The organism is Paenibacillus rhizoplanae (assembly GCF_042684125.1).
Lineage (GTDB): Bacteria > Bacillota > Bacilli > Paenibacillales > Paenibacillaceae > Paenibacillus_AQ > Paenibacillus_AQ rhizoplanae.
Genome location: NZ_JBHUKY010000033.1, coordinates 53,119 through 75,329, shown reverse-complemented (window position 1 = coordinate 75,329; position 22,211 = coordinate 53,119). Strand labels below are relative to the sequence as shown.

At 45.5% G+C, this 22,211-nt stretch carries 26 protein-coding genes; 16 read left to right on the top strand and 10 right to left on the bottom strand.

All coding sequences use genetic code 11. The annotated features are described in order from the left end of the window. Nucleotides 1-6 precede the first annotated feature (6 nt). The 5 genes from ACFSX3_RS19165 (at nucleotide 7) to ACFSX3_RS19145 (ending at nucleotide 7,171) form a co-directional block, all read left to right on the top strand. Nucleotides 7-864 (top strand): ABC transporter ATP-binding protein, encoded by an 858-nt coding sequence (locus ACFSX3_RS19165; RefSeq protein WP_209988289.1) that lies wholly within the window; start codon nucleotides 7-9, stop codon nucleotides 862-864. Further along, nucleotides 861-2,585 (top strand): ABC transporter ATP-binding protein, encoded by a 1,725-nt coding sequence (locus ACFSX3_RS19160; RefSeq protein WP_209988291.1) that lies wholly within the window; start codon nucleotides 861-863, stop codon nucleotides 2,583-2,585. Before ACFSX3_RS19165 ends, ACFSX3_RS19160 begins: the two co-directional genes overlap by 4 nt. A 306-nt stretch (nucleotides 2,586-2,891) precedes the next feature. Then, complete coding sequence (locus ACFSX3_RS19155) at nucleotides 2,892-5,018, top strand: serine hydrolase domain-containing protein (RefSeq protein ID WP_209988294.1); 2,127 nt, start codon at nucleotides 2,892-2,894, stop codon at nucleotides 5,016-5,018. Between the two features lie 117 nt (nucleotides 5,019-5,135). Then, the gene (locus tag ACFSX3_RS19150) at nucleotides 5,136-5,810 is read left to right on the top strand and encodes a response regulator transcription factor (RefSeq protein WP_209988297.1); all 675 of its coding nucleotides are present in this window, start codon (nucleotides 5,136-5,138) and stop codon (nucleotides 5,808-5,810) included. Next, a complete protein-coding gene (locus tag ACFSX3_RS19145; protein ID WP_209988300.1) occupies nucleotides 5,807-7,171 on the top strand; it encodes a sensor histidine kinase in 1,365 nt (454 codons plus the stop codon). The genes ACFSX3_RS19150 and ACFSX3_RS19145 overlap by 4 nt, the downstream gene beginning before the upstream one ends. A gap of 133 nt (nucleotides 7,172-7,304) precedes the next feature. On the opposite strand, the gene ACFSX3_RS19140 is transcribed toward ACFSX3_RS19145, so the two are convergent. The 6 genes from ACFSX3_RS19140 to ACFSX3_RS19115 form a co-directional block, all read right to left on the bottom strand. Next, on the bottom strand, nucleotides 7,305-8,426 hold the full coding sequence (locus tag ACFSX3_RS19140) for a GerAB/ArcD/ProY family transporter (RefSeq protein WP_209988303.1): 1,122 nt from the start codon (nucleotides 8,424-8,426) through the stop codon (nucleotides 7,305-7,307). 13 nt (nucleotides 8,427-8,439) lie between these two features. Then, nucleotides 8,440-8,673 (bottom strand): hypothetical protein, encoded by a 234-nt coding sequence (locus ACFSX3_RS19135; RefSeq protein WP_209988306.1) that lies wholly within the window; start codon nucleotides 8,671-8,673, stop codon nucleotides 8,440-8,442. Nucleotides 8,674-8,679: 6 nt separating this feature from the next. Next, complete coding sequence (locus ACFSX3_RS19130) at nucleotides 8,680-9,873, bottom strand: Ger(x)C family spore germination protein (protein WP_209988310.1); 1,194 nt, start codon at nucleotides 9,871-9,873, stop codon at nucleotides 8,680-8,682. A 24-nt stretch (nucleotides 9,874-9,897) separates the two neighbouring features. Further along, a complete protein-coding gene (locus tag ACFSX3_RS19125) occupies nucleotides 9,898-11,496 on the bottom strand; it encodes a spore germination protein (RefSeq protein WP_209988313.1) in 1,599 nt (532 codons plus the stop codon). Between the two features lie 423 nt (nucleotides 11,497-11,919). After that, on the bottom strand, nucleotides 11,920-12,003 hold the full coding sequence (locus tag ACFSX3_RS19120) for a DUF2642 domain-containing protein (protein ID WP_209988551.1): 84 nt from the start codon (nucleotides 12,001-12,003) through the stop codon (nucleotides 11,920-11,922). Between the two features lie 79 nt (nucleotides 12,004-12,082). Then, complete coding sequence (locus ACFSX3_RS19115) at nucleotides 12,083-12,376, bottom strand: phosphatidylinositol kinase (RefSeq protein ID WP_209988316.1); 294 nt, start codon at nucleotides 12,374-12,376, stop codon at nucleotides 12,083-12,085. Between the two features lie 360 nt (nucleotides 12,377-12,736). Between ACFSX3_RS19115 and ACFSX3_RS19110 the strand changes: the two genes are divergently transcribed. The 5 genes from ACFSX3_RS19110 to ACFSX3_RS19090 are packed head-to-tail and all read left to right on the top strand — an operon-like array spanning nucleotide 12,737 to nucleotide 17,487. After that, nucleotides 12,737-13,057, top strand: a complete 321-nt coding sequence (locus tag ACFSX3_RS19110; protein WP_209988319.1) for a PadR family transcriptional regulator — start codon at nucleotides 12,737-12,739, stop codon at nucleotides 13,055-13,057. Next, entirely contained in the window at nucleotides 13,050-13,499 is a 450-nt protein-coding gene (locus ACFSX3_RS19105; protein ID WP_209988322.1) for an HAAS signaling domain-containing protein, read from the top strand. The genes ACFSX3_RS19110 and ACFSX3_RS19105 overlap by 8 nt, the downstream gene beginning before the upstream one ends. Continuing rightward, the gene (locus ACFSX3_RS19100) at nucleotides 13,489-14,271 is read left to right on the top strand and encodes a DUF4097 family beta strand repeat-containing protein (protein ID WP_209988325.1); all 783 of its coding nucleotides are present in this window, start codon (nucleotides 13,489-13,491) and stop codon (nucleotides 14,269-14,271) included. Before ACFSX3_RS19105 ends, ACFSX3_RS19100 begins: the two co-directional genes overlap by 11 nt. A 24-nt stretch (nucleotides 14,272-14,295) precedes the next feature. Further along, entirely contained in the window at nucleotides 14,296-15,072 is a 777-nt protein-coding gene (locus tag ACFSX3_RS19095) for an ABC transporter ATP-binding protein (protein WP_209988328.1), read from the top strand. Between the two features lie 3 nt (nucleotides 15,073-15,075). Then, a complete protein-coding gene (locus ACFSX3_RS19090) occupies nucleotides 15,076-17,487 on the top strand; it encodes an FtsX-like permease family protein (RefSeq protein WP_209988331.1) in 2,412 nt (803 codons plus the stop codon). A gap of 103 nt (nucleotides 17,488-17,590) precedes the next feature. On the opposite strand, the gene ACFSX3_RS19085 is transcribed toward ACFSX3_RS19090, so the two are convergent. From ACFSX3_RS19085 to ACFSX3_RS19070, 4 genes are all read right to left on the bottom strand, one after another. Further along, nucleotides 17,591-17,854 carry a hypothetical protein gene (locus ACFSX3_RS19085; protein ID WP_209988338.1) on the bottom strand — a complete coding sequence of 88 codons (264 nt, stop codon included), beginning with the start codon at nucleotides 17,852-17,854 and terminating at the stop codon, nucleotides 17,591-17,593. Next, the gene (locus ACFSX3_RS19080) at nucleotides 17,851-18,012 is read right to left on the bottom strand and encodes a hypothetical protein (protein WP_209988343.1); all 162 of its coding nucleotides are present in this window, start codon (nucleotides 18,010-18,012) and stop codon (nucleotides 17,851-17,853) included. Before ACFSX3_RS19080 ends, ACFSX3_RS19085 begins: the two co-directional genes overlap by 4 nt. 122 nt (nucleotides 18,013-18,134) lie before the next feature. Beyond that, nucleotides 18,135-18,500, bottom strand: coding sequence for an Imm8 family immunity protein (locus ACFSX3_RS19075; protein WP_209988346.1), 366 nt, complete (start codon nucleotides 18,498-18,500; stop codon nucleotides 18,135-18,137). Nucleotides 18,501-18,509: 9 nt separating this feature from the next. Then, nucleotides 18,510-18,857, bottom strand: coding sequence for a hypothetical protein (locus ACFSX3_RS19070; protein WP_209988348.1), 348 nt, complete (start codon nucleotides 18,855-18,857; stop codon nucleotides 18,510-18,512). Between the two features lie 572 nt (nucleotides 18,858-19,429). Between ACFSX3_RS19070 and ACFSX3_RS19065 the strand changes: the two genes are divergently transcribed. The 6 genes from ACFSX3_RS19065 (at nucleotide 19,430) to ACFSX3_RS19040 (ending at nucleotide 22,104) form a co-directional block, all read left to right on the top strand. After that, nucleotides 19,430-19,591, top strand: coding sequence for a hypothetical protein (locus tag ACFSX3_RS19065; RefSeq protein WP_209988353.1), 162 nt, complete (start codon nucleotides 19,430-19,432; stop codon nucleotides 19,589-19,591). Between the two features lie 417 nt (nucleotides 19,592-20,008). Next, nucleotides 20,009-20,248: a M15 family metallopeptidase gene (locus ACFSX3_RS19060; RefSeq protein WP_379255728.1), complete on the top strand. Its 240-nt coding sequence runs from the start codon at nucleotides 20,009-20,011 to the stop codon at nucleotides 20,246-20,248. After that, nucleotides 20,245-20,502, top strand: coding sequence for a hypothetical protein (locus ACFSX3_RS19055; RefSeq protein WP_209988355.1), 258 nt, complete (start codon nucleotides 20,245-20,247; stop codon nucleotides 20,500-20,502). Before ACFSX3_RS19060 ends, ACFSX3_RS19055 begins: the two co-directional genes overlap by 4 nt. A gap of 2 nt (nucleotides 20,503-20,504) precedes the next feature. Beyond that, nucleotides 20,505-20,720: a phage holin gene (locus ACFSX3_RS19050; protein WP_209988358.1), complete on the top strand. Its 216-nt coding sequence runs from the start codon at nucleotides 20,505-20,507 to the stop codon at nucleotides 20,718-20,720. A gap of 296 nt (nucleotides 20,721-21,016) precedes the next feature. Continuing rightward, the gene (locus tag ACFSX3_RS19045) at nucleotides 21,017-21,565 is read left to right on the top strand and encodes a hypothetical protein (RefSeq protein ID WP_209988361.1); all 549 of its coding nucleotides are present in this window, start codon (nucleotides 21,017-21,019) and stop codon (nucleotides 21,563-21,565) included. A gap of 5 nt (nucleotides 21,566-21,570) precedes the next feature. After that, nucleotides 21,571-22,104 (top strand): hypothetical protein, encoded by a 534-nt coding sequence (locus ACFSX3_RS19040; RefSeq protein ID WP_209988364.1) that lies wholly within the window; start codon nucleotides 21,571-21,573, stop codon nucleotides 22,102-22,104. Nucleotides 22,105-22,211 lie beyond the last annotated feature (107 nt).

Genomic DNA, 22,211 nt, shown 5'->3' with positions numbered 1-22,211 from the left:
GACGTCATGGAAAGTATTACAGCAGAGCAAATCGATATTGCCTATAATGACACGCTTATCGTCAAAGAACTGGATTTGCAGATTCCGCGTGGACAGATCACCTCGATTATTGGTCCCAATGGATGCGGCAAATCAACCGTACTCAAGGCAGTCGGCCGGCTGCTCAAGACGAATAATGGCACGGTTTATCTGAATGGTGCCGATATCCGCACACTGTCCACCAAGGAAGTCGCCAAGCAGATGGCGATTCTGCCGCAGACGCCAACCGCACCGAGCGGCTTGACGGTCGGTCAATTAGTCGCCTATGGGCGTTTTCCTCATCAACGAGGTTTCGGCAAGCTCTCCAAAGAGGATAAGCAAGTAGTCACCTGGGCGCTATCGGTTACACAGCTTACAGCGTTTGAGCATCGTGAGGTGGATACGCTCTCTGGCGGTCAGCGTCAGCGCGTATGGATTGCGATGGCGCTCACCCAGCAGACCGATCTGATCCTGCTGGATGAACCCACCACCTATCTGGACCTGGCCCATCAGCTTGAAGTACTGGAACTGCTCTATGAACTGAATCGCAGTCAGCAGGTGACGATTGTGATGGTGCTGCATGATCTTAATCTGGCAGCGCGTTTCTCCGACTATATGGTGGCGATTCGTGAGGGCCAGGTGGTGGAGCATGGTTCGCCAGAGCATGTAATGACGGTACAGACACTGCGTGAGGTGTTTGCCATTGATGCCGAGATTATGCTGGAACCGCGAACAGGGCGACCGGTGTATGTGACGTACGAGCTATTGCGTGATAAGCGTAGAGACCAAGAAGTAGATCAAGGATTCCTGCAAGCTGAGGAACAGAAGGAGTCGATTGCCACATGAGAACCGCATGGCGTGTCCTGATGGGCGCACGGAAATACTGGCTGCAGTTAGGCATTGGATTTGCCGGTATCGTGATGGCCACGATTGCCGGGTTTTATTTGCCCTGGGCGCTTCGCTCGTTGACACAATTGGCGACCGAAGGTAGCAGCCGGTTTGCCGCGGAAGCGCTGAAGATTGGTCTGTTGCTACTTGGAGCCACCTGTCTGCAAGCCATCGGAACATCACTGGCCGGCTATATGAACCATTATGCGGCACTTCATTATGTGGCAGATTTAAGAACAAGATTATATAGCAAATATCAGCAGATGAGCTTGCGCTATTTCCATCGAAGCCGGACGGGTGACTTGACCGGGCGCGTTGTGAATGATGCGATGGAAGCGGAAATTTACATTGCCCATGCCATTCCTGACTTTATCATCAACGGGCTGACTTTTATTGGAGTAGGTATCCTGCTCTTGACGATCAATGTGAAGCTGGCACTGATCAGTCTGATCACAATTCCGTTGCTGCTTGCGATCACGGTATGGCAAAGCAAACGCTTGTCACCGCTATGGGGAGAGAATTCCAAGGCGCGGGGAGAGATTGCTGGCAAGGTGCAGGAGAACTTGTCGGGCATGAAGGAAATCCAAATTTTCAATCGGCAGGAGGAGGAGCGGGGCAACGTTTCCCGTCTGGCTATGAAACATACGAAGACCTATTTGCGTGCCAGTCTGTTCTATGAGACCTCTGTGCCGTTGTTGGCATTTGTGACCGCGCTGGGTACCGTGCTTGTCGTGATACTAGGCGGCAGGTTGATGGCAACAGGCGAGGTAAGTATTGCGGATATCATTGGATTCATCGCCTACCTGGGTATGTTCTATCAACCGGTGAAGTCCTTTTCCAACTTGGTAGAAATGTCCGGGCGAGCCGCTGCTGGCCTTAAACGGGTATATGATGTGCTCGAAGAAGAGGAAGACATACAGGAGAAGCGAAATGCAGTCCATTTGCCGCGTATACAAGGACAGATATCCTTTCAAAATGTCACATTCGTGTATCCGGATGGTGCTCCTGTATTAGAAGGACTGAACTTAACTATTGATCCTGGAAAGACGGTGGCGCTTGTAGGTACAACCGGAGTAGGAAAGACCACATTAGCCAGTCTCGTTAACCGGTTCTACGATCCGCAGACCGGTTCGATTCAAGTGGATGGCATCGATATTCGTGATGTGACGCTCTCCAGCCTGCGTGACAATATCTCGATGGTGCTGCAGGATACCTTCCTGTTTGATGGCTCGGTGTATGACAATATCGCTTATGGATGGGCGGACGCGACCGGGAAAGATGTGATGGCCGCAGCGAAGGCGGCGAAAGCGCATGATTTCATAGCACAGATGGAGCAAGGCTACGATACGGTGATTGGTGAACGCGGCGTACGGCTGTCAGGAGGGCAGAAACAGCGGATTTCGATAGCACGGGCGATTCTGCGCAATGCACCGATCCTCATTCTGGATGAAGCGACCTCGGCGCTTGATACCAAGACCGAGCAAGAGATCCAGCAGGCGCTGGACGAAATATCGAAGGATCGCACAACACTGGTGATTGCCCATCGGCTATCCACGGTCCGTCATGCCGACCAGATCGTCGTGCTGGAGGGCACAGAGATTGCCGAGAGGGGTACGCATGAGGAACTGCTGCATAGCGGCGGCATTTATGCGCGATTGTATGCGGCGCAAGCCTCTTGAATGTGAGAGGTGTTACGCCGATCCGTTGCAGGCAGCTGCTTCGTCAATGGTAGGGAGCGTGGCTTAATACAACATATAAACCCGCACAAAACCTTGATTTTACAAGGCTTTTTGCGGGTTTTATGTTCCTCCTTCCAGGACTGATCTTCTGCGATCTTTTTGTATTAATTATGGCACAGCCTTTTTTGGCCCATTCATCCTCCGTTCATGTTGTAGTCATTAGGGGGACATCTTGGTTAGTTATACTGTCTTTAGTGCCCCGATAAGGTGGCTTCACACCAAGATGAAGACAGGAGTAGATGCAGAATGAAACCAAACAAGGTAACAAAAATGAAGCTGAGTATGAGGACAGTAAATAAAAGAAATACTGTAGCCGCTGTGACTCTCATGCTGACGATGCTTGCTCCAATGTCTGCAATGGCCGCACCGGCTGCCATGAATAATAACAGCAACCTTACGTATGAGGCAACGAAGAAGACCGTGATGGACAAAGCCAAATTACTGACTGAGACGTACGGTACGACAAGTCTGCAGTATGCGCTCATTGATAGCGGGAAGATTGTGGTGTCCGGTCAAACGGGCAAAAATGATGTGAACGGAAAAGTACCTCTTACTTCGAACACGGTCTATGGCATTGGTTCAACCAGTAAAGTGATGCTTACAGCCGCTGTAATGAAGCTGGTGGACGAGGGTAAGATCGATTTGGATACGCCTGTTGTGAACTATATGCCTGACTTCACGATGAAAGATAACCGCTACAAACAGATCACCCCAAGGATGCTGCTGAACCATTCCTCCGGTCTTCTGGGCACCTCAACCAATAATGCCACCTTGTACGGAGATAATGACACGTATTCACATGATACGTTTGTGGAGCAACTGGCGAGTCAACACCTGAAGGCAGATCCCGGCGCATACTCCGTCTACAGCAACGATGGCTTTACGTTAGCCGAGATTCTGGTCGAACGGGTTAGCGGTATCAATTATACGGCATTTATACACAAATATTTTACAGAGCCGCTGGATATGAAGCATACCAAAACGCCACAGGATGTGCTTAACCCGGCAGAAATGGCGGGAATCTATTCCCCTTTTTATAAGGGACAGCTTCCAAAAGAGAATTATAATATTATCGGTACTGGAGGTCTGTATTCCACCGCTGAAGATTTGGTCAAATTCTCAAGAATCCTCACGGGAGAGGTAAAAGGCATTCTTTCCAGTAAATCTGTAGAAGCCATGGCGCAAGAAGAGTATAAAAGAGGCATGTGGCCAGAGGATAGCGATACGCTCATGTCTTACGGGTTAGGGTGGGATAGTGTGAACTTGTTCCCCTTCAACGAATACGGCATTAAGGCCGTCATGAAAGGCGGAGATACGCTATCTTATCAGTCTTCATTCGTGGTGCTTCCGGAATACAATATGACTGCAGCTGTTATCTCTTCAGGCGGGTCAAGCTTAACCAATAATTTCATTGCGAATGAATTATTACTCAGCGCACTTGAGGAAAAGGGCATGATTACAGAACGAAAGCCGGAACAATCATTTGGCATACCCGTGAAAGCAGCAATGCCTAAAGAATTGTCCAAGTCTGAAGGCATGTATGGCGGCAACAATTCGGTGATGAAGATCAAAATAAGTGCGGCTGGACAAATGACTGTATCCGTACCTGCAGCTCCGGGTATTCCGGCTCAAGAATACACCTATACAGCAGATGGTACTTTTGTTAACGGCGACGGTACAGAAAAGTTGAAATTCGTTGTCGAGAAAAATGGACATACCTACCTCTGGTCCCGGTCTTATATATCCATTCCAGGACTCGGACAACTGGCTTTCTCAGAATATAAAGCAGAGAAGCTTGAAGCCAATGCCTTATCCAAGGAGATTAACGCCTCATGGAACAAGCGCGATGGTAAAAAATATTACCTGCTGAATGAAAAATCCACATCCATGGTCTATCTCAATGCTTCATCGATCCTGCCTATTCATCTGGATAAAGAGAATCCAGGGTATATGTCCAATAATAAGATTCTTGGAGCAAACGAAGCAGCCAATCTATTGCAGATTCCTGGTACTGCCGGACGGGATACAATGGATATTCATTTCTCTAAAAAGGATGGAGGAGAGTATCTGAAAGCCTCAGGTTATGTATACGCCAGTGAGGATCTAGTGAAACCAATCTATGGGGGTAAACAATCCGTAACAACCATTCAAGCAGACGGATATGCCAAATGGTATTCGGTACCAGCGACTGTAAAAGGAAAAGTCATGACCGTGAAGATTCCTGCAAAGGGAGGCTTTGCCGTATATGACCAGACGGGTATCTGTATTAACCACAGCGTGGTCAGCGGTAAGAATGAGGTGGTCTTACCAGACAACGGCCGCATTGTATTTGCAGGTGAGGCTGGCTCCGCATTTGAAATTTCATTAAAGTAAAATCAAAGCTATAAATGACGTATATGGTGGCTGCGACAGCAATAGGTTTTCGGGACGTAGACATTCTTCGCTTTTGCACATAACAAAGAAGGATATTTCTTTAGGAGAGTGGATAGGATGCCTACAATATTGGTTGCTGACGACGATGCGAATATTCGCAAACTTGTCAGTTTCTTTTTAAGCAAAGGCGGATTTGCAACTATCGATGCTGCAGATGGAAAGGAGGCACTGTCCATCTATACCTCCATGCCAGTCGATTTGGTTATTCTTGATCTTATGATGCCGGTCATGGACGGTTGGGCATTATGCGAGGAGTTGCGAAGAGCTAACCCGGATCTTCCGTTACTAATGTTGACAGCAAGAAGCGAAACCTGGGAGAAAGTACAAGCTTTCCAGCTCGGGACAAATGATTATTTGACGAAGCCATTCGATCCGCTTGAGTTGATGGCACGTGTCAAAGCATTGTTGAAACGATACCGTATAGGTTCAACACAGATCCTCCAGTTGGGCAATGTCACACTGAACCGGCAGACTTATAAGGTCATGAGAGGGACAGAGTCGTTCACTCTGCCGCTTAGGGAGTTCGAATTATTGTATAAACTTGCCGAATTACCGGGACAAGTCTATACCCGGGAGCAATTAATTGATCAGGTGTGGGGAATCCATTATACAGGCGATGACCGGACGATAGATGTGCATATCAAACGCCTGCGCGAACGTTTCGCAGCTATCTCCGATTTTCGTATCGAAACGGTGCGCGGACTTGGCTACCGGCTAGAGGTGCAGCAGTGATCGGCTCCTTATATAATCGTGTAGTTCTGACCTTTCTGGTCTCCGTAATCGGGGGCACCATCATTGCTTTTTTTGCAACAACCTTGATTTACAAAGATGGATTAAACGAGAATCTGCAAGTTACCTTACTTGACTTTGGGCAGGATACTGTGCGCATCTACGAGACTTTGCCGTTAAGGGATGCAGACCGGTTTCTAACTGAAATGAAGCAACTCAATTCCTACCACATCCGAATCTATACTGCAAAGGATCAGTTTCAGTCCTACGGAGAGCTTAAAGGGCAACATCCTTTCCCTGTGACTACGGAACAAGTGAAGAAAGTGCTGGAGGGAGGTAGGGTGCGAGTCAATGGAATCAATACAATCTTCTTGGGACTGCCGATAAAAACGGAAATGGGCAACAGCGCCATGTTTGTTGAGCCCCTCAATCCGTCTTCCACTTCATTTCTCATCAAGTTTGTTGTAGCTTTTTGGGTTTATTCGTTAATTGCAGGCAGCCTATTGATTCTAATTTTCGCGATGTTCCTGGTGAGACCGATAAAAAAACTGACGGAAGCGACCCGGCGTATCGCGGGTGGCGATTTCAACGTCAAGCTCAATATTAAACAAAAAGGTGAGTTAGGGACTTTGGCCCGCAGCTTCGAAGAAATGATGCGCGATTTACGGCAGCTTGAGCAGATGCGCAGGGAGTTCGTGACCAACGTGTCCCATGAAGTGCAGTCTCCGCTCACCTCCATTTCCGGTTATGCTATAGCGCTTAAGCAGGTAGACCTCCCGGAGCCCGAACGAAGCGATTTTCTCGATATTATCATCACTGAAGCGGCGCGCATGTCCAAAATAAGTGATAGCCTCCTCAAGCTGAGTTTGCTTGAAGCTCAGTCATCCCAGATGCGACTCACCACATTTAGTCTGGATGAACAGATCAGACGGGTAATTGTCGCTATGCAGCCCCAATGGTCAGCCCGTAACATTCAGTTCGAGCTTGATTTGCCATCCGCCATGATCACGGCCGACCCGGACCAGCTAAATCAGGTATGGACCAATATCCTCGGCAATGGCATCAAATTCTCCAAGGAGGGTGGCCGGATTCACGTCAGGATTATACCCGATTACAAGAACGTGACGGTCCATATATCGGACTCGGGTATCGGAATTCTCCCGGAGGACTTAAAACGAATATTCGACCGCTTCTTCAAAGCAGATCGTTCCCACAGCCAGAAGTATGAAGGCAGTGGTATGGGGCTGGCGATTGTGAAGCAGATCATATCCCTTCATCAAGGGGACATCCGGGTGGAGAGCGAATACGGACAGGGAACGACCTTCTTCATTACGTTACCTATCCCAACATCTCGAGCAGAATAATTGAATTGGGCCTGTTCATCCTCCGTTCTCTCCAAACATTACCAGTGATACTCATTACGATCAATTTAAACATTTGGATATTTGTAGACAAAATGGATATTTATTTTGTAAAACCGCCAATAGCGAGTCTTAATTACTTCTCCAGGGACGCTTTCGTTTTATTCAACCGTCGTCTAAGGGAATCGATCCCAAGCAACAAAACGGGATAGATCAAACCATGCAGCAATGTGAACGTAGGCCAAAACACAAAGGCAAGATTGCGGAAATATATAACATTTGGAAATATGATTATAGATAGCACCATAACAAGCATTCCTAAAGGTAGTGTGATTATGCGGTAATTACTAACATGGAAGGTATGCGTTACTATTACAATCATTACATAAAAGACAATAATGCTCTTCACGAATAGAGAGATGAATATTATCCCTCCGGCCAATACTTCAATGCGTTGAATGAAATTGCCGATACTAATTTCTTTGGCTAACTCATAAGTCGGATAGCTGAGTCCAGCAGTGGCATCCGCTCCAAGAACAGCAATCGAAAGCACATTAATTATCACTAGAACAATTCCGCCGCCAAGCACACCAAGCAACATACTTTTACGGATTTTTTTGCGGTTGGTGATATGAGGGGTAATCATTAGCAGGAGGATCAATTCTGCAAACGGAATCCCGAGCAAACGGTAAGAGGCACTTAATACGGGGTTGATTCCATTTTCCAGAACGGGAGACAGATTGTCCACCAGCTTCATTTGGGGTAACAAAAATAAGGCGATAAGGATAATAAAAGACATAATAAATGGAAATAAAAACTCTGAAGTTCGGGTAAACGTTTCAAGCCCGAGCTGTACGCCCATAATGAGTGTGAGCATAAAAACAATCTCAACGGCTTGAATGGGTGTCTCCGGCAGAATAAGTGTCGTTAAAAAGTCACCGAGGGTCCGAAGCAAGGCTGATGAGAGCAACAGGGTATAAATGCTAAAGGAGAGTTTCATAAGTGTGCCGAACCACTTCCCTAACACCTTGTCAATGTAGTCGGCTAAATTAAGGTTAGGGTGGCGTTGGGTCAGTAAACCATAGAGCAGTACCAGCAGCACACCGTAAATGATGCCGATGATACTAGCCAGCCACGCGTCCTGATGGGCGAGTCGTACAAGCATTGTGGTACCGTTCAATACCGAGCTGCCCATAGTAAATATGACTGTTAATATGATAAATTGACGGATGGATATCTTTTCTTTTACCGTCGGCATGACTTTACCCCCTTTACTTTAATAGATTATCAATCCACTTGCTGACGGGATCAAAAATCGGTCTTAACCAATCCACAGGATTAGGGACTGGAATATTTAAAGCAAGCGCTATACTTAATCCGGTCGAGATGGCAAGAATCAGGCTAAACATGATTAGATCCATTTTTCGCTTGTCTTGAATCAGTTGGGGTATTTCATAAAGGCTGATTAATGAAGAAACCATCAGTATCTCTATAGCTCCTAACACAGGCTTCTACTCCTTCACTTTATCGAGAAAAGAGTTGCTAACGATTCCGGTTCGCCGAATTTTGAAATCTGAATGGATAGTAACGGCAGTTTCTGCAAAGTGCTTGTTCCAATCCGTTTTCCATGTTTTCCAGGCCTGTGGATCAGCGCGATGGATCACTTCTCCAAATCCAAAGATATCTGATCCCAATTCTTTGGCTTTCCGGATGGAGGCTTCGAGAACACTAATTGCTTTTTCGTTAATAGATTGTTCCAGTTCTATAATGTTTTCAATTTTTGATAGATCAATTGGACATTCTACTTCTGCAATATTGATTTCGGCACTTAGATGGATATCGATGCTCGGCTCACCGTTTACCACTTTACCCTTCACTTTAGTTTTGGATCGGAGAACTTCCATGACCAGATCACCGCCCCCAGGACATTCAATATGAGCAACTGTACTTTTTACATTATCCTTAATATAGTTATAGCCCTTGCTCTCCTCCTCATTAAGCCATCCAACCAATTTATCCTTCTTAAAAACAGCGACACCCTGAAACTTCAGATTGGAATAAGAACTCGTTTTGGTCACGTTCTTTAACGTTGTACCTGTAGTGGGGTTCCCTGTAATTATGATTCCTGTAAGCACAGCATTACTTCCTTCACTGGTTAAGTCAGCGATGAGTTGATCTATTTGAATGGCAACGGTTGGAGCCCATACTTTTTGCGATGTTTCAAGGGAGGTTTTCATTTTTTGGGCCGGGATTTTCTCCAGCGATGTAATGTTTTCCAGAATAGACTTGGCTTGTTCTTCTTTGGCTATGACCACGAAAAAATCTTTGCGGACTTCATGATCCCTTGATAAAAATTCCAGAGATTTGCTAATCCCTTCTTTCGCAATGTCCTCACTAATGACAAGCATTTGGAGATGGGAGAAGTACAATTTTCTTGGAGTTCCCGTCGTCATTTTGCGGATAGCTTCGAAGACGTGTTTTCCTTTTTCTGAATAGGTGATGACAGGGGTTCTGCCACTGGTCCCTATCTTGGAGGATACTTCTCCTGCATCAACTACTTGTAAGGTTACCATATATTGGTCGTCTGATTTATCTATGGACATGGCCACTACCAGAGCCAAATCATTCAATTCTCTCCGGTTCCAGCAGCCTGTAATCAAGAGCAGGCAAAGAGCAGTCATGAAAAAGATTGAGACTCTGCGCATACCTAACTCCTCCCATACAACACTCTATTGGTTTGACTTCGGTTTGGATGCAGAAGAGCTCTCTTCGCGAGTCCGGTTCTTTGGGCTAATTAGGCGGGGGCGCATTAATAATTTCTTTAGCGGAAACCGAAGAATCGCGTCCTTCTGATCATCTGCAATATATGGGCTTAATGGAGCCATATATGGAATACCGAAGGAGCGCAAAGAATTCAAATGCAGCAACAAGGCTAATAGACCTAATGTAATGCCATACAATCCAAATGAGGCCGCCAACGCCATCATCACAAATCGCAGCATTCTTACGGAGATGGCCATGTTAAAGGCAGGTATGACAAAACTGGCTATTGCAGTTATAGAAACTACGATTACCATGGCAGCCGATACAATTCCTGCTTCTACAGATGCCTGGCCAATAACTAAAGCCCCTACAATCGAGACCGCTTGTCCAACAGCCCTTGGCATACGGATACCAGCCTCCCGAAGGATCTCGAAGGTGACCTCCATAACAAGGGCCTCTACGAAAGCAGGAAAAGGAACACCCTCCCGCTGCGCAGCCAAGCTGATCAGCAGCGGCGTTGGGAGCATTTCCTGATGGAAGGTAGTAAGGGCAATATAAATGGAAGGTCCCAACAACGCGATAAGAAAGCAAAGGTATCTAAGAATTCTAATCAAAGAACTTACATCTGACCGCTGGTAATAATCTTCAGCTGATTGCAGACTTTGTATGAATAAAGCGGGAACCAAAAGAACAAAGGGAGTCCCGTCAATCATGATGGCAACCCGACCTTCCAATAGAGCCGCCGCAACCACGTCAGGACGTTCCGTATTGTACACGGTAGGAAAAGGAGTATAGGTTTCGTCTTGAATCAGTTCTTCAATATTACCGCTCTCCAGAATGCCGTCGATATCGATCCGATCCAGCCGTTCATGAACCTCCTGAATCACTTTATCATTAGCGACACCCTGGATATACATGACAGCAAGGTCAGTCTTGGTCAACCGGCCAATTTGCTTAGGTTCACAAAAAAGCTTGGCGTTCTTGATCCTTCTCCGCACCAGTGCCGTATTGGTTCGAAGGGTTTCACAAAAGCCATCCCGGGGACCGCGAACGACGGTTTGTGATTCCGGCTCGCTGACTCCCCGTTCATCCCAGCCTGGTGTATTTACAGATATCGCATGGACAAAACGGTCAAAGAGAATAACCGTATTCCCGGACAAGACAGAGGTATATAGAGAGTCGAAATCCGTGAGCTCCGTCATTGCTCCAACCGTCAAGCTGCGTTTCTTAATCCACCTGTAAAGAAATTCGGTAGGCAGGCCCTCCAATCCGCCTTCCATTTGGCTGGTTTCATGCATCAATGAATCCAGAATGGAGTTCTGAATGATTGTGGTGTCTGCTAAACCGTCGGTATAGATGATAGCTGCCCGGATGGCTTCATTGATCCCCAGGTTGAATTCACTAAAAAGCACATCGTTACTTTTCTTAAACGTTTCTTTGATCTTTAACAGATCTTGCTCCAAAATACCAGTGAGAGGATCATTCAAAGCGGGGGGTTGGACCTGCGGCTTCAGCTCTGATTGGTTATACTTCATAGACAGCTTTTTCCGCCAAAAGGTATTCATATCCGCATCCCCCTCGGTCTATTCAATCAGCCCTGAAAATTCCATTTCTATATTATGTCTGTTGGAATTTTTTTTATTCAACTTACGCAACGAGAACAAGTTACCTTTCCTTCACTGTGCTAACATGGCTCCGTATCCAATTCCCTGAACGAATAGTGATCGGAACATAAAAAAGAGCCTTTAACCCACACGGCTAAAGGCTTTAAGCTCAAACTTCCCGGAGCGTAGAAAAGGTTTTAAAAGGACATGGTCTGAATCCCTTCGTCGGCACAGAGCGGGATCATTTCGTTCTCTTCTTCGCGGGCGATTAAGCTGTAGTGAAACTGCCAAGTCCTCATTGTGGAGGCGCCCTGCTGACGCTTTCCTCGCCAAGCTAGGGTAACACTGAGGGGATCTCTACTATCGTAGCTTCTTCACAAAAATCTATTCTGGCATGATCCTGACAATCTCGCAGATTCGTACGAAAAACTTCCGGCCCCTGGTATCCAATACAACGTGGTCTGGCATGGTTATACATCATCCTATGCTAATGCCCACATAAAGAACTGGGCGGATGCCCATGCAATAACGAATTCCCTAATCATTATTAAATGAAAAATGGAAGCAAGTACAAAGCTGTAATGGCACCAAAGGGGATCGGTCTTGGATAAAAGCGGCGGCGCGGGTAGAAACCCGGATAGTATCCGAATTGTCTGTAGGTTGTTGCGTTAGCAGGCATTCCGTTCATCTGGCCCATGATTTCATTGGTGGGAATGGCAAGTGTAACGTAGTTCTGATCGATATGAGCAACAAACCCGTCGTGAGACTGACCATCGCTTGTAGTAAGACCAACATATTTATTCATACAATTCCAGGCAACTTGTTGATAATTCGTTTCCATGGGTAACCTCCTCAAATACTATCTCGTCAACAGTCTATGGACTATAACCTATATCCATCACGGCATATGCCCATAGCTTAAAAAATTCATAATGAATTAAGCCCATTGTAACGAGAGATAAACGATTAGAATGGATATGAAAGCAATCATTACAATAGCCTTGAGCAGTCCCAACAGTATAGAATTGATCTCCGATAGTTACATCTGAAGGATTAATGTTAAGGAGTGAGAAAATTATGAGTAAACGTGAAATACAACTATTACCTCCAGCTACCTTGCAATAAACAGTAGTGGATGGTAATCTTTGTATTAGTAACTACTGTGCATTACACAGTACTAAATAAAGCGTGGTGATAAGTATTGAATGTTCAGTTCAAGAAGGGTGTGCTGGAGCTTTGTGTTCTTGTTTTGACATCGCAGAAAGACCGTTACGGATATGAACTGGTGGAACAGATCTCGCAGAAATTCGCCATAGCCGAGGGCACCATCTATCCGTTATTAAGAAGGCTGGCTGCGGAAGGGCTATTTTCCACCTATTTATCTGAATCGGGTGAGGGGCCGCCCCGGAAGTACTATAAGATTACCGATGAGGGAAGGAGAGTCATGAACGACATGATAGAGGAATGGAATGCTTTTGCCATAGGAGTGCAGGAGATCATTGGGGGGGATCGGATTGAATAAAGAGGCCTATCTGAATGAATTGGCACGGTATCTGAAGCTGCTTCCTCCTGAGGAATGTGCTGAACTTATGGGTGAATTCAAGGAGCATTTCGAATTTGCCCGGTTAAGCGGGCGGTCTGAAGCAGAGATCATCTCCAAGCTGGGCCATCCCCGGTTGATCGCTCGTGAATTACTGACCCAGTCGCAAATTGAAAAAGCGGATAAATCCCCAACGCTCTTAAACGTAACTAGGGCGGTTAAGGCAACGGTGAGTTTGGGATTGTTCAACTTGGTTATCGTTCTGCTGCCCTTTGTCGCTTCTTTAGCGGTCCTGGCCGGCGGAGGACTTCTGATCGTCATTGGAGCATTGAAGTTCACCCGGGTATATTACAATCTTGTGATCCGGTACCTGAAATATAATCTGACTGTCATCAGGAAGGATGTGACCTCTTTTGAAGAATAGATCCCGCAACGTAACCAGACTTGCTCTTCTACTGATTACTGTTGGAGTCATTGGAAATGTAGTGCTGTATCTGTTAGGCAATTCACCATTCAATTTGGTTGAGCTTTCGGTTGAACAGCCTATACAGATGGACAAGACCACCAAGCTCCTTATCCATACAGAGACGGGAACGATAGATGTGATTCCTGTTCAAGGAGATGAAATCAAGGCAACTTTGGGGGGGAAGACGACTAAGTCGTTGCAGAAGGATTACCGGCTGAATATCACGCAGGATCAGGGGCAGACCAGCATTGAGGTTGTTCAGGACGGCCGGCTCCGCTTTTTTGATATCTATACGGATCTTAAGCTCACGGTAGGGATTCCTGAGACTCAACTAGACCAGCTACAGGTTGTCACAGACACTGGAAATATTGAGGTTGGCCCCATCATGGCAAAGGAATATCGGGCGGTAAGCGACACGGGTTCCATCAAGCTGGATATAGAGGAGGGGACCATTCATGCGGAGACGGATACTGGTGAAATCACTGCCTCGCTTGAGCGCATCCGTCAAGATATCCACGCAACCTCGGATACTGGAGATATTACCATCCAGACAGCAGAAGCGCCTCATGCTCTCCGTACCCAATTCTCTGCAGATTCTGGAACCGTTCAGGTGACGCTGCCGGGTTATCAGGATGGTTATATCGGTGAGGGCGGGCCACTCGTCAAGCTTATCTCAGACACTGGCGATCTTAAGATTGAACAGTCAGGCGAAGATCAGAAAGAAGAATAAGATTGATTTTAGGAGGCGCCCCCCTTGATAACACAGAATCCCAGCAAAGAAGTCTTAATCAAGACTGTTGATCTATGCAAAATCTACTCCTCAGGCAATGAACAATTTCTTGCAGCTAAGAGCATTAATCTCGAAGTATACAAAGGTGACTTTACGGTAATTATGGGCAGCTCGGGCTCGGGCAAATCTACGTTGCTATACCTCCTCAGCGGCCTGGACGGGATCACTTCCGGAGAAGTGATGTTCAAGGGACAGCGAATTGATGCATATACAGAGAAAGAACTTACGGATTTCCGCTCCAACAAAATCGGCTATGTGTATCAATCTATCAATCTGGTTCCTGATTTCACCTTGCTGGAGAATGTGGCTTTCCCGGGATACGTGGCCGGCCGCAGCAAAAGCGGGGTGAACGAGCAGGCATTAAGCCTGCTGCACAAGATGGGGATCGGGGCTCAAGCCGAGCGCCTGCCATCCCAGGTATCGGGAGGACAACAGCAGAGAGCGGCGATTGCCAGAGCGTTGATCAATTCGCCGGAGGTGATTTTTGCAGATGAACCTACAGGGGCATTAAGCCAGGAGCAAGGCACAGTGATTCTGGATCTTTTGACGGGGATGAACCAGAATGCGCAATCGATCGTTATGGTGACGCATGATATCCAGGCTGCATGTAGGGCGGACCGGCTAATCCTGGTCAAAGACGGCACGATCGATGGGATTCTGGAGCTAGGCAAATATGCACCGGAACAATTGAAAGCGAGAGAAAACCAAATTTTCATGTTCATGTCAGGGGAGGAGAGGTAGCGGATGTATGCGGTATGGAAACTATGCTGGACGAACCTGAAGCATAAAAAAGTGCAAAACAGCTTCATTGCGATCATCATCATGCTGGCAGCCCTGCTCCTCTCGACCGCCGTGTCCGTTCTCAACAACACCAACCGGATGTATGAGAGTATTCATGATCAGTCCCGTGGCGCTCACCAAATATTGCAGATGGAGAATGGCATCCACGATCCGGTCGAGATACATAAATGGTGGGAGGAGGAGCAAGGCGTAACGGTCTCGGATTTGATGCGCTACCGCTATCTGTCTAGTATGTCGCACGCTGGAGAAGAGATTCCGAATGCGGACTTGTTCATGATGGATGCGCCAACAGGACCTTTTCCCGTGGACCGGCTGCAGTTCGTGGAAGGGGAAGAACAGAGCACACCGGAAGCAGGAACCGCCTGGATTCCCACCTCGCTGGCGTATCCCAATGATATTCATGTGGGCGATTCGGTTGAATTCAAGACAGATGAAGGGACCATCCGGTTGAACGTTGCGGCCGTCGTCGTGGATATTTCCTACTGTTCGCCATTTGCGACGAGCGGGAGAATCTGGCTGAATCATGAGGATTATACTAAGCATATGACCCTTTTGCCGGGCGAAGATAAGTATATGACCGGACTAAGGTTTGAGGATTACAGTCAACAGAGAGCCTACTGGGAGAGATTCGAACAGTATCTGGGGACCCCCTATCTGGAGTCGGTCAAAGACTTCGAGAGCTTGTCTTCCTATTATATGATTGCGAACCAGGTGATTAGCTTCGTGATGATTTTTCTGGCTGTTGTCATGATCTGTGTTGCCTTGTATACCTTGGGATTCACGATTGCCGATGCCATCCTCTCTAACTACAGAACGATCGGGATTATTAAATCCGTCGGATTATCCTCCCGCAAAGTCATTATGGCTTATGTTGCGCAATATACCTTCCTGGCGCTCGTCTCGGTCATCCCGGGGATGCTGGTCAGCAATATCCTCTCCGGCACCATTGTTGCGGGTTCTATGGCTTATCTCAACACAGGTTCATCAGGGATGAATGATCTATTATCAGTTACAGGCGTGGGGACCAGCGTGGCTGTTGTTGCAGTAATTTTCCTCTCGGCTCTGCTGTTTGCGAATAAAGCGCGTCATGTTGAGCCTGCCCAAGCCGTTCGTTACGGCATGTCCGAGAAGGAGTACTCCCACCAATCAGGAGGAACTGGAACATGGAAAAGAAAGCTCCTGCAACTGGGCGCTCTTCCAATCTCGATGATTATCGGGCTAAGAAGTGTCACCAAGAATATCCGGGGTTCGCTGCTGATTGTGCTGATCTCGGCGTTGTCCACCGCTGTACTCGTCTTCGGGTTCCTGTTCGTATACAGCATTGCTTCCATCCATGGAACCATTGCCAAATGGGGGTATGATTCGGCCGATCTGTCCATCAGAATCGATAACCCGGCTAAAATGACTTTTGCACAGCTTCAGGAAGAAGTTCTCTCCGACCCAAGGGTTAACAATTACTCGCGGTACGGGGATGCCAATGCGGTGGTGCCAATTCCTCCGAAGAACGGGGCTGCCGTGAAACAGGATACGATGGGAATCTTACTGACGGTCGCGGATGGGAACTATGACGAAATAGGCTATGAGAATGTGAACGGCCATAACCCTGTGTCTGCCAATGAAATCTCGGTTGGAGTGAATGTTGCCAGAACGCTAGGTATCCAGGCAGGCGATACAATGGATATTTATATTGAAGGGGCAAAACATACGCTGACCGTCACTGGAATCTACCAGGCGATCGCGAACATGTCCAATTCGGGGCGGATTACCGCCGACGTCATCAGAACAAGTAATCCGGGCTATGGAAGTGCGATGAGCACAACCTTTATTAATCTGAATGCGGGCACTCCAGTTGATTCATTCGTAAATGAATTGCAAGAGCGGTATGGAAGTGTACTTGGGATCGCCAGTCAGGCTTCGTTAGTGGATGAGGTATTCTCGCAGGCGATCAAAATCATCGTTCTGCCAATGTCCGTTATGGCGCTGATGTTTATCGTCATTACGTTCGTGATCATCTACAGCATCTGCCGGATTAATATGAAGAAAGAGAGCCGTACCTACGGCATTTACAAGTCCATCGGCATGACCTCCCGCCAGATCCGACTGTCGGAAACCACCGGCATCCTGGTCGTATCGGGGATCGGTGCGCTGGTAGGGATTCCTCTAGGTTTATTAGGTCTCCCGCCGCTGCTTAACGTGATCCTGGCCGACTACGGGATTGTTAAAGTTCCGCTAATCATGAACGGTGGAGGCATCGCCTCGATGATTCCCTTAAGTATCATCGCCGCAGGCCTGGGCTGCTGGGCAGCTTCCAAGTCTATTCAAAATGCGTCGCCGCGGGTGTTGGTGGTGGATTGAAAGAAGTGTGTTATTGCAGTATTGCAAGATTTAAAAGAGCCGGGCGTTCAGTCCGAAAGCTAGGCCGAAGCCCGTCAACCTTAACTGGTCGGCGGGCTATGGGTTACAGTCTTACGACACTGGACTCGCCGGTCGGCAGAGAATGATTTAAGCCTTGGCAGAAGTCCTTCATACCAAATGCAAAAGTGTCTTGAAAAGTTACAGCTGACAACTCACCATGAGCATCTATAAAGTTAAATATCATATAGTGACTAGTTTTCTTTTTATTTCCTATTCCGGACATTCCACCGACAATTGTTCCTAACCCAGGTACAAGAAGCGTTCCAATCATTGCACGACCCACAACGCTTTTGCTTTTATCGATCAATTCTTGCTCACTTTTAACTTCAGCGGCTCTGAATTGCGCCAGATATATTTCAAATCTTTGTCTGCTTGAATCACATTCCCTTGTTTAATTCCTTTTTTTGCTCCAAAAATAATACCGATAATGAGTACCACAATAAATCCCCAAATAAATAACATCATTATGAACAGCCCCTTAATCTGATAATAATTAGCAAAAATAGTCTATCAGAATAATAGGGAGATTACTATGTATTTTACAATAAACACTAAATACCAAAGTGCTCACGGGTACAATTCTTTTATTAATTTTGCGAAAAATATTTATAATCCTTCATTTCATCATATTCCCAAGGAAAAAGCCTGTTAATTGACAATGCAGTTTGTTCCCAGTCATCCTTAGCACATTCCGAAATTTTAACTTGAATACTATCTTTAATGGCTTTTAAGTTGAATTCAGGAACTACCAAAAATCCTCTGCAAATTATAAATGGTCTGGTATTAAGAAAATCCGCGATCCCTTGTGCAGTCCCAACTGTAGCATAGAATTGATCAGCACCAGTTACATCTTCAGGACCAATGTCTAGAACTAAGGATACGCAAAAATCTCCGGTCACATCTCCTTCAGTAAAAACATGAACATCCTTTAGTTCTGGTGTCACTGCCATCATAAACTCCTTTCAATCACAAACAGAACTCGGCTCTTTATAGACGGTAGGGTAGATTTCCATTAATTCGCTCTCCATCTTGCAGGCTTTAGCTATCATTTCGTCTAACTCGCTTGCTGCAAAATCCTCATCAATGATAGATTCCATTAGGTTGGTGTATTCCTCTGCTAATTCCTTATCATCGTTTATTTGGTTAACAGTATTTTCGTAGTCAGACAACGACTTCTCTAATCGATCTCCAATATGGAGCAGGTCTTGACGATCACGTTCCTTTTTCGCATCATACAGAATTTTTCCGCCAATGCTGCCACCAATTAATAAGACCACCACAAGTAGTACCCACCATTTTTTACTATTCATAAATCCCCCTAAATATATGTAATTAACCAAAATCATTCTATCAGAATGTGGTAATATTTACTATGGAAATAGATAAAGCTTATTTAGCGGATTTCTTGAAAATAGATCGTCATTCTTCATTTCATTATTATTAATTATTTGAGGTGGTTTCATCACTGTGTTGAAGAAGAAAAAATACTGGATTACTACTTTAATAATTCTGATACTCTCGTTAATGAAACCAATCTCTATTGAACACTCGAATACAGCGTACGAATATAAGTTTGGGGCTTTGTTTCCATTTCTTAGCCTTAGACTAAATGATTTTTCTTCTGGATATCAAGATATTTTCAGTATATCTGCACAGGCTCAGAGTTATGAGCTGAACATTATTTCATTAGTTGGTGCTTGTTTAGTTTGCTTTCTCATTTCCTATGTACTAATAAAAATTGCTATAGCACTTTTTGGAAAAAGAGCTAACTAATATAGATAGATGACAGCGCCTAAAGTGGCGTTTTTATTTTGCCCTCGGAGCTGCTTCGGGGGCTATTTTTTGTTAAGGAAAATTATTCTTAGCTAGAGGAGGTTATGTGTTGGAGCATTTGGAAGCTTATGATAAAACCATGGTGGCAATCGGGTTGTTAGTCAAAACCTATGATGGTACCAGGAAACGCCGGATCAATTCAGACAATGAGATTTCGTTTATGGTCCCAATGAATTCCATAGACTACATGGAAAAGATCCAAATCAAGTGACACGTTAAAGATGAGCGCGGGCAATTCTATGTGATTAATAGCCGGTCCCAGGTGCGAGAGGATAGGAAGCTTACGGCATCTATCATGTGTACCCACGTAATGTTTAAGCCAACCGATTTCAAACTTCTTTACTCATCATACATCGCTGAGGCAAACGGAGTTCATATCTCGCAAAGTTACACCCGGTCCTGGTGGCGGCTACGATGGCACTCATAGAGCGCTGCTACGCCCGAGGAGTCAATATAGTGATTACCCAGGACCTGCGTACCATCGCGGAGCAGGAACGCCCTTTACGCACAGGGGCACCAAGCCCGGACAGATCGTCACGAATGCCAAAGGCGGAACCAGTTACCACAACTATGGTCTGGCCGTGGACTTCGCACTTTGCTGAATGATGGCAAACAGGTTTCCTGGGATATGAATCTGGATGTGGATAAGGATGGCGTTACAGACTGGTTGGAAGTGATCCAGGAGGCAAAGGCGCTAGGGTTCGAGTGGGGCGGAGATTGGACATCTTTCAAGGATTATCCGCATTTGCAGATGGTCTTTGGCCTGAAGATTGCGGATTTACGAGCAGGCAAGCAATCGGCCGAAACTAAGGTACAGGCAGCATACGCCGTCATTGATAAATTACAAGGGGAGCAGCGGAGGATATGAGTAAAATCGTAGAGCTGGAACAAGTCGTGGAAGCACAGGAGGGACGCATAGCAAACCTGGAGAAGCACCTGAACAAAGCATATGCCAAGGACTACGAGAAGGCCGTGCAGGCAGCTAAGGACGCAGGTGTCATCACTACATCTGCCGACAAGTCAAAGCTTGAGTTGAATGTAATCACAATGTTGGTGAAATTAGGACTGGCAAACAAGTCACTGATTTCATTTTTCAAAAACTTTAAATCCGAGGTGAAGTAGTCATGAAGAGCAAATGGAGAAATTATGGGATGTGGGTATCCTTGACTGCAGCCGTGCTGTTGGGAGTCCAGACGGTCGGGGCGATCTTAGGGCTACAGTTGGCCCCGGAGAAGTATGACGAGGTTACAGCGGCTGTGAATGCGATCCTGGGTGTACTGGTAGTGCTGGGGATCGTGAGTAATCCGGAAGTGGGTAAGGGATATACGGATAAAGAATAAATTCGTTTGTCTCTGACTCGCCAGATTTTTATTTGTTAGTTGTAATTTTATCTAGTATTTGCCCTTTAATAATAAAGATGAAGCTCAAAAGATTTTGCTGGCATGCTTCCTAAATTCATCCCAAATTCATCCCAAAGTCGTCCCAAAAACCCACATTTTATCAACGAATGAACGATGACGTACTCTTTTTAAAAAAATATAATAGGTTTAAGGACGCTGTTTCCAAAAATCCCCTATAAAGATGATGGATATTCTTGTATAATTCACCTAAGAATCTTGGTAGGAGGTTATTATTTTTGGAGCGTGAAATTGTAAACATTGACCCGTACGTAAAAGAAATGGACGAACTTTTTAACAAGGATTCGTCTTATAAAATGATCCTATGGGATAACGTTAGGAAAGCAGTAGATACGGCAAGAGAATTGAAATTTCAAGAGGAAATAAACTTTATTTACGGAGATGGGGTGGGGATGGCAGTTGAAACAATTCTTTTAGCACAGGAAGAAGATTTTGTGAATTTTAAAAGTGAACACGTTTCTTTTTACAAAGCATTAAATTACCAATTTAAAAGTAGCCTTTTAAAGGCTTACGGTGCAATTTCACCATTAACTTTGTCGAATATAACTAGACCGTATCATGCTCGTAATTATTTGAAGTTAACGAGGATTGATGGTTTGTCTTTTGATTTGGAAATGAATATTTACTCAATAGAAATTATTTTAGCGGCAGTTATTAAAACCGCGCATGAACAACTTAATAGTATGGAACTAACTGAATATGAAAAAGATTATCTTCTAACTGCTTTGATGGAACTAAATACGTTTAGTCAAAGCGAAGAGGCATGACCACAATGCGTGAATTGAATAATTTAATTAGACACACTAGTCCTAAAATATCAAATGAATTTGCTCTAAAAGTTAAGCGTTCTAATAAAGATCAAGTAAAAGGGATATTATTAAGTCATGATGTAAGTCCGCAAAGTGGGCATCACTTTGTATTAACTCACTCTAGATTCCAAAGTGTATATGCTACTCAAGATAATGAAGTTGGTGGTGAAGGTATGGATGAAGCAACAAAGGTGATATTGGAGCGATTGGAACGAGATTCTCGTGAGCGTGAAGAACGCTATTACAATGATGCTAGAGAGCGTGAGCAAAGATATCAGGAACAACTGCTAGAACAGGATCGGCGATTTAGACAAGAGGCTAAGGAGCGTGAGGAGAGAATTATATTGTCAGTTGAAAGTCTCAAGACAGACTTAAAGGAAGATTTTAAAGATGTAAAAGAAGAATCTCGAACAACAAGAAATACTGTTCTAGCATTGACAATATCAGTTATATTAGGAGTTGCTGCAATGGTCGTTGCGGTTGTACTTGTTGTGTAGTTATTGTGTAAATGTTGTTCACTCATACCCACCGGCTAAGTCGGTGGGTATGAGTGTTTGATAAAAACATTCACTTCATTTTAGGTGTCTATATAATTAAGAGGAGA

What these genes read in the sequence shown, in the direction of transcription:
- ACFSX3_RS19165 (WP_209988289.1), top strand. Translation starts at nt 7, where the DNA reads ATGGAAAGTATTACAGCAGAGCAAATCGATATTGCCTATAATGACACG.
- ACFSX3_RS19160 (WP_209988291.1), top strand. Translation starts at nt 861, where the DNA reads ATGAGAACCGCATGGCGTGTCCTGATGGGCGCACGGAAATACTGGCTG.
- ACFSX3_RS19155 (WP_209988294.1), top strand. Translation starts at nt 2,892, where the DNA reads ATGAAACCAAACAAGGTAACAAAAATGAAGCTGAGTATGAGGACAGTA.
- ACFSX3_RS19150 (WP_209988297.1), top strand. Translation starts at nt 5,136, where the DNA reads ATGCCTACAATATTGGTTGCTGACGACGATGCGAATATTCGCAAACTT.
- ACFSX3_RS19140 (WP_209988303.1), bottom strand. Translation starts at nt 8,426, where the DNA reads ATGCCGACGGTAAAAGAAAAGATATCCATCCGTCAATTTATCATATTA.
- ACFSX3_RS19130 (WP_209988310.1), bottom strand. Translation starts at nt 9,873, where the DNA reads ATGCGCAGAGTCTCAATCTTTTTCATGACTGCTCTTTGCCTGCTCTTG.
- ACFSX3_RS19125 (WP_209988313.1), bottom strand. Translation starts at nt 11,496, where the DNA reads ATGAATACCTTTTGGCGGAAAAAGCTGTCTATGAAGTATAACCAATCA.
- ACFSX3_RS19120 (WP_209988551.1), bottom strand. Translation starts at nt 12,003, where the DNA reads ATGCCAGACCACGTTGTATTGGATACCAGGGGCCGGAAGTTTTTCGTA.
- ACFSX3_RS19115 (WP_209988316.1), bottom strand. Translation starts at nt 12,376, where the DNA reads ATGGAAACGAATTATCAACAAGTTGCCTGGAATTGTATGAATAAATAT.
- ACFSX3_RS19090 (WP_209988331.1), top strand. Translation starts at nt 15,076, where the DNA reads ATGTATGCGGTATGGAAACTATGCTGGACGAACCTGAAGCATAAAAAA.
- ACFSX3_RS19080 (WP_209988343.1), bottom strand. Translation starts at nt 18,012, where the DNA reads ATGATGTTATTTATTTGGGGATTTATTGTGGTACTCATTATCGGTATT.
- ACFSX3_RS19075 (WP_209988346.1), bottom strand. Translation starts at nt 18,500, where the DNA reads ATGATGGCAGTGACACCAGAACTAAAGGATGTTCATGTTTTTACTGAA.
- ACFSX3_RS19070 (WP_209988348.1), bottom strand. Translation starts at nt 18,857, where the DNA reads ATGAATAGTAAAAAATGGTGGGTACTACTTGTGGTGGTCTTATTAATT.
- ACFSX3_RS19060 (WP_379255728.1), top strand. Translation starts at nt 20,009, where the DNA reads ATGAATCTGGATGTGGATAAGGATGGCGTTACAGACTGGTTGGAAGTG.
- ACFSX3_RS19055 (WP_209988355.1), top strand. Translation starts at nt 20,245, where the DNA reads ATGAGTAAAATCGTAGAGCTGGAACAAGTCGTGGAAGCACAGGAGGGA.
- ACFSX3_RS19050 (WP_209988358.1), top strand. Translation starts at nt 20,505, where the DNA reads ATGAAGAGCAAATGGAGAAATTATGGGATGTGGGTATCCTTGACTGCA.
- ACFSX3_RS19040 (WP_209988364.1), top strand. Translation starts at nt 21,571, where the DNA reads ATGCGTGAATTGAATAATTTAATTAGACACACTAGTCCTAAAATATCA.